The organism is Actinoplanes sp. NPDC051861 (assembly GCF_040681145.1).
GTDB lineage: Bacteria > Actinomycetota > Actinomycetes > Mycobacteriales > Micromonosporaceae > Actinoplanes.
This window is the reverse complement of sequence record NZ_JBFAYE010000015.1, coordinates 117,615-128,306: the sequence shown is the minus strand read 5'-3', so window position 1 is coordinate 128,306 and position 10,692 is coordinate 117,615. Positions and strand designations below refer to the sequence as shown.

Genomic DNA, 10,692 nt, shown 5'->3' with positions numbered 1-10,692 from the left:
CACCTGAACACGTCGCGGAACACGTCGTGGTCACAGGAGCAACGACAGGAGTGGTCACCACCGCACGAAGACCTTGGAGGCCCTTCAGCGCTGTTGAACGCTGTTCGACAGCCCGGTCAGCGAGCTTCCCCGAAGGAGGCCTCTTCGGGAGTCAAGGCACTGCTCCCAATCTGCTCCCACAAACATGACAAAACGCCCGGCCTCGTGGATCACAAGACCGAGCGTCTTCGCAGCTAGCAATACTCGTGGGCGATACTGGGATCGAACCAGTGACCTCTCCGGTGTGAACGGAGCGCTCTCCCGCTGAGCTAATCGCCCTCAACGAACCCAGACTCTACCGGACGGCCGCCGGGAGACGTAAACCCGGGGTCACCACTTCTCCACCAGATCCAGGGCCCACGTAACCAGGTTGATGTCCATGCTCAGGTAAACCGCCGTCCAGACCACCGCGCTGATGAAGATCACGCCCAGGACGCCGATGACGGCGCGGACGCCCAAGCTCTGCCGGCCGACCCAGTGGGTCCAGCTCTGTACGTGCCTCTTGGTGAAGGCGAGCAGGTTCTTGGCCCAGACGAATTCGATGGCCAGGATGGCCAGGCCGAGGATCACGATTGCCCAGCCGGGGCCGGGGAACGGGATCAGGACGATGCCGATCGCCACCACCAGGCCGCCGACAACTCCGATACCGATCTTCAGAGCCAGACGTCCGGTGGAGTTTGACCGGATACGGTCGAGCAGACGCACGTTCGTAGCCCTCACGTCCGGTTTTACACCCATTTCATCCCCCAGTGTCCCGGAGCCCCGTCACCGCCTGGGACGAATGGACGTTACCGGAGTAAGTCAACTGCTGGACCACCCGACGCCGGGCGGAACCGAGTACCTGGGCAGAACAGGACAAGATATCGCTTTACGTCCTGTGCGGTGGCGTTTTCGGAACCGTCTTCCCACTACTGGGTGAGATCAGCGTATGGCGGAGCGTAATGACAGGGATCACCTGAGTATGGGAAACGCGGGGTTCACCAGCCTCGCAGCGGTGCCGGGGGGAGTTCGTCCATGAGTACCATTCGTCCAACGACCGTCGAGGTCGAAACCTCGCTGCGGCTCGTAGCGCCAGATGCGACGGCACTGCCCGTGCGCGCCAGTCTGCGGTACGACCCAGCCGACCCTTATGCCGTACATGTGTTGTTCCACGCAGAATCAGCCGGTGGGGAAGCCGTGAGCTGGTCCTTCGCGCGGGAGCTTCTCGTGACCGGGCTCGACGAGCCGGCCGGGATCGGCGACGTCCGGGTGTGGCCGTGGGCCACGCCGCGGGGCGATTTCGTCGCTCTGGCCTTGTCGTCGCCCGACGGCAACGCGCTGTTCGAGGTTCCGCGCAGCGTCCTGGTCCGATTTCTCCGGCGCACCTATGTGGTGGTGCCGCGGGGCCGCGAGTCCGACCACCTGGACGTCGACGCGGCGGTCAACCGACTGCTGGCGGGCCGATAGAGCGACAACAGAAATAGGGCGACCCGCGTGGACACTGCCGGTCTACGCGGGTCGCGCTTTATCCCGAAATTTAAGTGATCTCCGAAAAGCGATCGGAATCGAACGTATAGCGAATACCGAGCAGGAAATCGGACAAATCGCTCGGGAAGTGCGCTAGTGGTCGCGTTGACGGTCGTCGACGGTTACCGTCAGCGTCGATGCCGACACTCATTCATCTCACGTCGCCGGCGCCCACCGCGATCACACCCGGATGGGCGGGCATTGGAAGCTGTTCTCTTCCGGTCGCCGCCGGCTCACCCGCCGCTCTGCTCGACGCCCACGCGCTCGTCCTCACGATCGCGGGGCCCCTGCACGCCGAAGTTGACTTCGCCTCGCACACCTGCGAGCCGGGCACGCTCCTGTGGCTGCGCCCGGGGCAGGCGGCCCGGTTCGAGGCGGCCACGGCCGAGGACCCGGCGTCGACGATCACTTTCCGCCCAGGGCTCTTCGGCCCGGACGAGCTGCCCGGCCTGGCGCCGGACGACCCGACCGGCCCGGCGCAGACCCCACTGGCGCTGCCCGACCCGGGGACCTTCCGCGCCGCCTTCGAGCACCTGGCCCGCGATACCGCCGAAGCGGCGGAGAAGGCCGCCGAAAAAAAGGCGCTGCTCCGCCACGAACTCGCCGCGCTGCTGCTGCGGATCGCCCTGCTCGCACCCGGCACCCCACCGGACGGCCACGTCGAGGCCCGCACCTTCGAGCGCTTCCGGCGCCGCCTCGAGGAGGGCTACCCCCACACCCGCCGGGTCGAGGACTACGCGGCCGAACTGGGCTGCTCCGTCCGTACGCTGACAAGAGCAAGCCTGGCCCTCACCGGCCGCACCGCGAAGCAGGTGGTGGACGACCGCGTCGCCCTGCAGGCCCGGCGCCTGCTCGCCGCAACCCCGCTCTCGGTCGCCGAGGTGGGCCGCAGCCTGGGATTCGGCGAGCCGACCAACTTCGGACGGTTCTTCCACCGGGAGACCGGCCTGAGCCCCGGCCAGTTCCGCGCACAGTTCTCCGTGGACCGTCCGGGCGGCATACCCGGACAGCGACCGCCGACGGACTGAGGGTAATTCCCACAAAACCCTGGGGTATGTGCATCCGGGATGCGAGGGCGAGGCATGATAGTCACGTGCAGATCTCCGCGCGCGGCGACTACGCGGTCCGGGCCGCCCTCAGTTTGGCGCAGGCCTACCCGTCACTGATGTCCGCCCAGGCCATTGCCCAAGACCAGGAAATGCCCCGCAAGTTCCTCGAGGCGGTGCTCGCTGACCTGCGGCGCGCCGGCGTGGTGCGGGCGCAGCGCGGTGCCGAGGGCGGTTACACGCTGTCGCACCCACCGCGGGACGTGACGATCGGCCAGATCCTGCGCGCTGTGGACGGTCCGCTCGCCGGCGTGCGCGGCCTGCGCCCCGAGGAGACGCAGTACGCGGGGGCCGCCGAGAACCTGCCGAACCTCTGGGTGGCGGTGCGCGCCGCTGTCCGGGAGGTCGTCGACGAGGTGAGCCTGGCCGAGTTGATCAGCGGCCGGATGCCGGCACACGTACGCAAGCTGACGACGCGTCCCGACGCCTGGCAGCCACGCTGACACGTTTGTGAATGCGAGCGATCGGGAACCAACCCGCCCATCAGAACCGAGATGGGAGCGTTCCGATGGGACTCGTGTTCCGCAGCCGTAAGAAGTTCGGCCCCCTGATCCTGAACTTCACCGAGAACGGCTACTCCTCGTGGACTTTCAAGATCGGCCGCTGGTCGTGGAACTCCAAGACCCGCGCGCACCGCTACGACCTGCCCGGCCCGATCTCCTGGAAGCAGGACAAGTCCCGGTCATGACGCGGTGATCTCGACATCACCGCCGAGCCGCCCGTGCTCCGGCCGCCGGACGACAGCGCCGGTGTCCACGAGCGTGTGCAGCACCCGGGTCGCGTCGGCCGCCCGATAGACCGTCTCGGTCAGGGCGAACGTGCGCAACTGCGTCACCGTCGCGGTGCCCACCTGGGCCAGGTGGGCGAGCAGTTCCCGGCGAAGTGGACCCGGGTGCGGCCGCAGCGAGATGTCGATCAGGTGGCGCTCCGGATCGGCCGGGTCGCGTAGGCGTACCCCTGCGAACTCGTCCACCGCCCAGAGTGCCTCCTTGAAACTCTCCAGGCTCTTGGCCGAGGTGGTGGCGAAAGCCACCACCTCGCCGGGTTCCGTCCCGGTTGCCAGCTCCGCCGACGTGACCAGCGGAAATCCCGCTTCCCGACAGGGTTCGACCGAGGTGCCGGGCGGCAGCACCAGCAGGATCTCCGCCGGCTTTCCGCCGGCCACGGCCGCCAGCGTCGGCACGCCAGGCGGTTCAGTCGCGGCCGTTGCGTCAAGAAAAGCCAGCATGGGTACGCGTGACGCGCCCGCCGCCCGCAGCGCCACCGGCAACCGATCGTTCGTCCCACCGCCGATCGGCAGCACCGCGAGCCCCGCGCCGGCGCCCGCGTCGCGCTGTGCCTCGGCCAGCCGGCCGGTGAATCCGGTCACGTCATCGCCCAGCACCACCATGGACAGTTCTCGTCCGCGGGCCAGATCGGGCAGGTCGGCGAGCACCCGAACCGCTGCCTCGGCCGCTTCACCACCGTCAGCGTCGGCGTATCCGTGCACGTAGATCGCTCGCCGGGCGTGGTGCAGCGCGCCGGCAGCCCAGGCCTGAAGCCGGCGGACCAGCAGCTCGCGTTTGACGGTGGCTATCGGGGACATGACTCTTTGTATCAGGTCTAACTTGTACCTACGGTATCCGGCCGAGCACTATGAGATACATGGCTCCTCCGCTCGCTGAACTGACCGCGCAGGCCCAGACGATGACGTCGGCCGGCGATCTCGTGGGTGCCCGGGCCGTTCTGGACGACGCGCTGCGCGCCGCGAACGCCGACCCGCGCAAGGCCACCGCCGACCTCGCGGTCGCCGCGGCGCTGCACGCCCGGGTCCTGATCGCGCTGGGCGACCCCGAGTCGGCCCGGCTGTGGGCCGCTTTCGCGCACTCCGCCGAGGAGCGCCTGCACGGCCCGCGCGACGAGCGCACCATCGCCGCCGCGGCCACCCACGCGGCCGTCCTGCAGCTGATCGGCCAGCACAGCCGCGCCGCGACCGTCTATCACGGCCTGGTCGCCGAACTGGCCCGGGTGGACGGTCCGGAGTCGCCGCGCGTGCTGGCCGCCGACGCCGACCTGGCCATCGCCGAGCACGCCGCCGGCCAGTGCGCCACGGCCCGGGCACGGCTGTCCCGCGCCTGGCGGCACCACCGCGAGGTGTACGGCGACGCCGCACCCGCCGGCATCAAGATGCTCGCCCGCCTCGGCGCGATGGAGCGTGACTGCGGCCGCGACGCTGAGGCACGCGAGCACCTGGAGCTGGCGAACGAGCTCAGCGGCCGCTACCTGCCCGCCGAACATCCCCTGGCCCGGCAGACGGCCGCCCTGCTCCGCGGCAAGGCCTCCGGGCGGCACACCTGCGGCACCCGGGAACAGACCGGCGACACGTTCCGCCCGTTCCCCCGCCGCCCGACCGTCCCGGATCCCGACGAGCAGCCCACCGATCCGACCGGGTCGTTCGGCTACTCCGACCTGCCGCCGGCGGACAACCGGGCGACCGACCCCAACGGCACCGTCTACCAGCAGCCGCTCTATCTCAGCGACGTGCACCGCTCGCCCGGCGATCTGACCGGACGGCACGCCCGAGCCGACACTCCCCCGCCGCTGCCCGGGTACCGCGCGCCCGACTACGGGTCGCCGCCGGTCGGCACCGCTCGGGCCAGCACGCTCACCGACCCGCCGAACTCACGCCGTCTCCCGGTACGCACCGACCAGCCGGAGAAGCGCCGGGGCACCCACCCGGTGCTGCTCGCCGTGGTGCTCGCGGGCGGGGTCGCCGCGGCCGCCGCCGTTGTCATCCTGACCCTGCCGGACGCCGACGGTGCCACGGAGACCTTCACGGCGTCCACGGCGGCCCCCACCGCGCCCGCGTCGCTCGCCCCGAGCGCCGCCGCGGGTGCACCGCTGGACGTCCAGCTCCGGGACAACCGGGACAACGTGACACTTCAGTGGAAATATCCGGGCGACGCCGACGGTCCCGTCCTGATCTCCGGCGGCCGCGCCGGCGACACGCCCCGCAAGTTCCAGGAGCTGCCGGGCGGCGCCTCCGACTTCGTCGTCTACAGCCTCAACGAACAGCTGAACTACTGCTTCACCGTGGCGGTGCGATATTCGCCGAATCGGGTGGTGGCCTCAAGTCCGGTCTGCACCAGCCGATGAGGGCGGAAGCAACCGCTTCGCAACCCGCGGCGACCCGGCCCGCCACCGACGAACCACACGCTGAATCGTCACGGCGACTACAGGAAGTAGGGACAGTGACGACCGAGACGGCGAGCTGTGTCCCCACCGGACTGCGTCCTGAGTACGGTGCGCTCGAATCCGCGATCGCGGAACTCGAGAACCGTCCGCTCTCACAGTTCCGCACCGTTCTCGTGCCCGCCAGCGAGCTCCGCCAGCAGGCCGAGGAGCTGGGCGCACCCGACCTGGTCCAGCGTGCCGTCCTGCTGCGTGCGGGCGCCCTGCTGCGCGACGGCCGGACCGGTGAGGCGGGCCGGCTCGCGCTCCAGGTGCGCGCCTGGGCCGAGGAGAACCACGCCCCGTACGTCCTGGCCCGCGCCCACCGGGAACTCTCAATCTTCTATCGCGCGGTCGGCGACTTCTCCGACGCCCTCACCCACGCGGTGCAGGGCGTTGCTCTGCTGCCCGAGGACACCTCGCCGACGATCCGGGCGCGGCACCTGATGACGCTGTCGGTGGCCCTGGAGGAGGGCGGCTCACCGATGGACGGCGAGCAACGCGCTCAGGAGGCTCTCGCGCTGGCGGCGACCGCCGGCGACCACGAGCTCACCATGCTGGTGCTCAACAATCTGGCGTACAGCGCGTTCGAGCTGGACGACGAGCCGTCCGCCCGGATGCTGGTCGAGCAGATGCGCGAGATCCACGCCCGTCAGGGCACGGCGTTCGGCGCCAACCAGCTCGACACGATGGCCCGGGTCGAGATGATGAGCGGCGGGTTCACCGCGGTCGAGGCGACCCTGGCGCCGGTGCTGGACGCGCGGGTCGTGGCGTTCGAGGGCGACGCGGTGGCCGAGTGCCTGCTCACCCTCACCCTGGCGAGGCGGCTCGACGAGCGGTTCGACGACGCGCAGGCGGCGCTGGACACGTGCCGGCAGCTCTGTGAGGACCGGGAACTGGTCGCGGTCGGTGCGCGCGTACGGGAGGAGCAGGCGGCGATCTACGCGGCCACGGGGCGGTTCGCGGAGGCGTACGAGGAGCACCGCGCCTTCCACGCCGCCGCCACCGCCCAGCACTCGGCGCAGCGCGACGCCCGCGCCCGGGCGCTGCAGGCCGTCTTCGAGGCGACCGAGGCCCGCCGCGACAGCGAGCACTTCCGCGAGATGGCCCACCGGGACGCGCTGACCGGCCTCTACAACCGCCGCTACGTCAACGAGCGGGTGCCCGCCCTGCTGCTGGAGGCGGAGACCCACCGCCGGCCGCTCTCGCTCGCCATCATCGACCTGGACCACTTCAAGCGCGTCAACGACACGCTCTCGCACGCCACCGGCGACACCGTGCTGCAGCAGATCGCCACCCTGCTCGAGGAGGCCGCCACCGGCCAGGGCATCGCCGCCCGGATGGGCGGCGAGGAGTTCCTGCTGGTCTTCCCCGGCATCGACGCCCGGGAGGCGGCCCTGCGCTGCGAACGGCTCCGGCTCCGAATCCGGGCACACCCCTGGGAGCCGGTCACCGGCACGCTCCCGGTGACCACCAGCATCGGCATCACCAGTACGACACCGGACGGCCGCGGCGCCTTCGCCGCCCTGCTCTCCCAGGCCGACCGCAACCTGTACGCCGCCAAGCGCAGCGGCCGCGACCGGGTGATCGCCGACCTGACCCTGTAGTCACTCCCCGGTCGGACCGCCCGCCAGCTCCACGACGATGTCCAGGTGCCCGGCGTGCCGTGCGTACTCCTGCAGCAGGTGGAAGCCGATCCGCTCCAGCGTGGGCGGCGCCTCGCCGTCCCACCGCGGGCCGGGGCGCCCGACCGTGTCCAGGTCGGTGCCGGTGAACGCCGCCGCCGTGACCTCACCCTGCCGCCGCAGCTCCTCGATCAGCTTCGCCGCCGTCTCCTCCGGCGCGACGTACCACCGGTCGTCCTTCCGGTCACCCCACGGATCGGCCACCTCCCCGCCCTGGAAACCCCACTCGATCCAGCGCAGCTCCACCCAGCGCAGGTGCTTGACCAGCTCCAGCGGCGTCCACCCGGACGGCAGGCGGCTCGTCCGCAACTCCGTCTCGGGCAGCTGCGCCACCTTCGCCAGCAGCGTCTCCCGGTAGAAGTCGAGATACCGGACGAAGACCTCGGCACGGCCGGAGGCGGGCTCCATCGGGGTGGGAAACTCCATACTCATGGCGTGAGTATCGGTGACGTACACGTACGAAAGGCGACCGAGGCCGACCAGCCCGCCGTCGAGCACATCCTCACCACGTCCTGGGGCGGAACCATCGTGATCGGCCACGGCGTCGAGTACAACGCCGCCCGCCTGCCGGCCCTCATCGCCGAACGCGACGGCGCCGTGGCCGGCCTGCTCACCTACCACCTCACCGACGACACCCTGGAAGTCGTGACCCTGGACGCCCCAGCCCGCCACACCGGCGCCGGCACAGCCCTGCTGACCGCGGCGATCGACCTGGCCCGCGAGTCCGGCCTGCACCGCCTCTGGCTGATCACCACAAACGACAACCTCGACGCCCTCCGCTTCTACCAGCGCCGCGGCCTGCGAATCGTCGCCGTGACGCCCGACGCCCTCGACCTGGTCCGCGAGAGGAAACCGTTCGTACCGCAGGAGGGCCACTACGGCATCCCCCTCCGCGACGAACTCACCCTGGAGCTACGTCTCTAGGTCCAGGTCCACGCGGACCGGGTAGTGGTCGGAGGCCGAGTCCGTGAGCTCGTTCCGCAGGACGCGCATGTCGGTCGCGCGCGCCGCTGTCTCCGTACCCCCGAAGATGTAATCAAGGCGGCTGGCGCCGAACTCCTTGCCCACCAGCCCAGCCGTCGGCACCGTCTCCGCCTCGCCTTTCCCGGCCACCCGGAACAGGTCGACCAGACCAGCCGCCTCGAAAGCGGCCACCGCTCGCACGTCAGGGCTGCCATCCCCGCGCAGATGGCGGCGACGATAGAGATGCGGCATCGACGCCAGCACAGCCGAGTGATCGCTGTGTGGGTCGAACCCGTTCAGATCGCCCGCCAGGAGCAGGTTCGGGCCCGCATACCGGGCCGCCAGCCACCGCGCCTCCCGCATCCGCCGGTGCGGGTTGTGCGGGTTGAGATGGGTGCTGATCACCGTGAGACGGCCGACCTCGACCACCGCCGCCGCATGGTGCAGACGCCACGTGACGGCGGACCGGTGGGAGATCGAGAGCGGCGGCCGCACCAGGACCGCGACCGGCTGCCCGAAGGCCGACCGCGCCCGGTGCGGCGTCATCCCGACCGCCGCCGCGAACGACTCCAGCGGGAACCCCCGCAGCTCCTGCAACGTGAGCAGGTCCGGACGCTCCCCCGCGACCACCTCGGTGATCGCCGGCAGGCGGGACCCTCCCCCGTTCAGGATGTTCCAGGTCATCAGCCGCAGCGTCACCTGGCGGGCTCCAACGGCCGGGCGACCTGCGCCGCCTCCACGGCGGCCTCCGAAGCGGTCTCGGCGTGCGCGTTGGGACGGATCGTGAACCACAGGACCGTGATCCACGCAGCCGTGAGCAGGGCCGCGCCCATCATGTCCGTGGGGTGGTGCATGCCGCGGTACATGCGGGACAGCGCCACCCCCAGCGGCATCAGGACCGCGAGGGCCGGGAAGATCCAGCGCCACGGCCGGCGGATGCGGGCCATCGCGATGATCGCGATGGCGGTCCAGAGGCACATGGTCGCGGCGATGTGGCCGGACGGGAACGACGACGTCGGCATCTGGCCGTCGAGCTGCTCGACCGGCGGGCGGGGGCGGCCGGTCGCCGCGGCGGCGCAGAGGAACAGCGTCAGCTCGCCGATCATCGTGAGGGCGAGGAACAGGACGGGCCGCCACTGCCGCCAGAAGGCCAGCGCCAGGGAGCAGAAGATCAGCGAGACGGCCAGGATCGTGTGGGTGTCGCCGGCCTTGCTCCAGAAATGGCTCAGGTCGTCCAGGGACGGCGTACGGAATCCCTGCAACCACTCGACGAAGCTCACGTCGAAGCCGGGCGTCCAGCGCGTCACCGAGTAACCGACGACGTAGAGCAGCCCGAACACGAAGACCCAGCCGACCAGGATCTCGGCGCCCTTGGCCCACGGGTGCGGCAGGACAGCACCCTCGGCGGGGGCGATGCGCAGGTCGGGTCCGGACTCCGGCTCGAGGCCCGCGGTGATCGGCGGGGTGGAGTGACCCGCCTCGCGGCGCCAGATGCGGAACGCGTACGCCGTGACGCTGATCCACGCCAGCCCGAGCAGCCACCCGGCGAGAACGTCGGAGAGGAAGTGCACGCCCAGCGCGATGCGGGTGAATCCGATCGCCGCGACCAGCAGCGCCGCCACCCCGATCAGCACCGGCCGCCACGGCCGGCGGACCGCGGCCAGGAAGACCAGCACGATCATCCCGTAGACGACCATCGAGCCGAGCGCGTGCCCGCTCGGGAAGCTGTTGCCCGGCGCCGTCGCCACCGGCACCTCGACCACCGGGCGCAGCCGGCCGACCAGCGCCTTCAGCGACGGGTCGAGCAGCAGCGCACCGGCGCCCGTGACCACCAGGTAGATCGCCGGGCGGGGACGGCGGCGGGCCAGCAGCATCACGGTCAGCACCGCGACCAGCGGGATCATGAAGCCGCGCCCGCCGAACGAGGAGATCTGTTTGAGCACGCCGACCACGCCGTCCGAGCCGGAGGCCCAGCGGTTGAGGCCGTCGGCGACGGACCGGTCCAGGTCCGCGAGCGGGCTCCAGTGGAATCGGACCAGCACCAGAAGCACGCCGAACGCGAGGCCGAACAGGACCACGACGATCAGGCCGAGCACGCTGCGTTCGGCGAAGTGCCGCACCGGCGCCCAGCCGGAACGTTCCACCACACGGTTGTCATCGGTCACGGGGCACTCCCAAATGTC

12 protein-coding genes and 1 tRNA gene are annotated in these 10,692 nt (G+C 70.5%); 7 read left to right on the top strand and 6 right to left on the bottom strand.

Annotated elements, in window-relative coordinates; all coding sequences use genetic code 11:
• Positions 1–246: 246 nt before the first annotated feature.
• Both AB0M02_RS31825 and AB0M02_RS31820 read right to left on the bottom strand, forming a co-directional pair.
• Positions 247–318 (bottom strand) — tRNA-Val (locus AB0M02_RS31825).
• A gap of 51 nt (positions 319–369) precedes the next feature.
• A complete protein-coding gene (locus tag AB0M02_RS31820) occupies positions 370–744 on the bottom strand; it encodes a TIGR02611 family protein (RefSeq protein WP_364233552.1) in 375 nt (124 codons plus the stop codon).
• A gap of 309 nt (positions 745–1,053) precedes the next feature.
• On the opposite strand from AB0M02_RS31820, the gene AB0M02_RS31815 reads away from it, so the two are divergent.
• The 4 genes from AB0M02_RS31815 to AB0M02_RS31800 all read left to right on the top strand — a co-directional run bounded on the left by AB0M02_RS31815 (position 1,054) and on the right by AB0M02_RS31800 (position 3,339).
• Positions 1,054–1,485: an SsgA family sporulation/cell division regulator gene (locus AB0M02_RS31815; RefSeq protein WP_014446635.1), complete on the top strand. Its 432-nt coding sequence runs from the start codon at positions 1,054–1,056 to the stop codon at positions 1,483–1,485.
• A 197-nt stretch (positions 1,486–1,682) separates the two neighbouring features.
• The gene (locus tag AB0M02_RS31810; protein WP_364233550.1) at positions 1,683–2,573 is read left to right on the top strand and encodes an AraC family transcriptional regulator; all 891 of its coding nucleotides are present in this window, start codon (positions 1,683–1,685) and stop codon (positions 2,571–2,573) included.
• A gap of 65 nt (positions 2,574–2,638) precedes the next feature.
• Positions 2,639–3,094: an Rrf2 family transcriptional regulator gene (locus tag AB0M02_RS31805; protein ID WP_067692535.1), complete on the top strand. Its 456-nt coding sequence runs from the start codon at positions 2,639–2,641 to the stop codon at positions 3,092–3,094.
• A gap of 65 nt (positions 3,095–3,159) precedes the next feature.
• Positions 3,160–3,339: a DUF4236 domain-containing protein gene (locus tag AB0M02_RS31800; RefSeq protein ID WP_364233547.1), complete on the top strand. Its 180-nt coding sequence runs from the start codon at positions 3,160–3,162 to the stop codon at positions 3,337–3,339.
• Here AB0M02_RS31800 and AB0M02_RS31795 read toward each other — a convergent pair.
• A complete protein-coding gene (locus AB0M02_RS31795; RefSeq protein WP_364233545.1) occupies positions 3,334–4,236 on the bottom strand; it encodes a hypothetical protein in 903 nt (300 codons plus the stop codon). The two genes, AB0M02_RS31800 and AB0M02_RS31795, sit on opposite strands and share 6 nt — an antisense overlap.
• Before the next feature lie 59 nt (positions 4,237–4,295).
• On the opposite strand from AB0M02_RS31795, the gene AB0M02_RS31790 reads away from it, so the two are divergent.
• Positions 4,296–5,786, top strand: coding sequence for a fibronectin type III domain-containing protein (locus AB0M02_RS31790; RefSeq protein WP_364233542.1), 1,491 nt, complete (start codon positions 4,296–4,298; stop codon positions 5,784–5,786).
• Between the two features lie 95 nt (positions 5,787–5,881).
• Complete coding sequence (locus AB0M02_RS31785; RefSeq protein ID WP_364233540.1) at positions 5,882–7,468, top strand: GGDEF domain-containing protein; 1,587 nt, start codon at positions 5,882–5,884, stop codon at positions 7,466–7,468.
• On the opposite strand, the gene AB0M02_RS31780 is transcribed toward AB0M02_RS31785, so the two are convergent.
• Positions 7,469–7,978 carry a DinB family protein gene (locus AB0M02_RS31780; protein WP_364233538.1) on the bottom strand — a complete coding sequence of 170 codons (510 nt, stop codon included), beginning with the start codon at positions 7,976–7,978 and terminating at the stop codon, positions 7,469–7,471. It lies immediately after the preceding gene.
• A gap of 3 nt (positions 7,979–7,981) precedes the next feature.
• On the opposite strand from AB0M02_RS31780, the gene AB0M02_RS31775 reads away from it, so the two are divergent.
• On the top strand, positions 7,982–8,470 hold the full coding sequence (locus AB0M02_RS31775; protein WP_364233536.1) for a GNAT family N-acetyltransferase: 489 nt from the start codon (positions 7,982–7,984) through the stop codon (positions 8,468–8,470).
• Here the strand turns inward: AB0M02_RS31775 and AB0M02_RS31770 are convergent.
• Together AB0M02_RS31770 and AB0M02_RS31765 are read right to left on the bottom strand one after the other, a co-directional pair.
• Positions 8,459–9,208: an endonuclease/exonuclease/phosphatase family protein gene (locus tag AB0M02_RS31770; RefSeq protein WP_364233535.1), complete on the bottom strand. Its 750-nt coding sequence runs from the start codon at positions 9,206–9,208 to the stop codon at positions 8,459–8,461. The two genes, AB0M02_RS31775 and AB0M02_RS31770, sit on opposite strands and share 12 nt — an antisense overlap.
• The gene (locus AB0M02_RS31765) at positions 9,205–10,674 is read right to left on the bottom strand and encodes a phosphatase PAP2 family protein (RefSeq protein ID WP_364233533.1); all 1,470 of its coding nucleotides are present in this window, start codon (positions 10,672–10,674) and stop codon (positions 9,205–9,207) included. The genes AB0M02_RS31770 and AB0M02_RS31765 overlap by 4 nt, the downstream gene beginning before the upstream one ends.
• Positions 10,675–10,692: the final 18 nt, after the last annotated feature.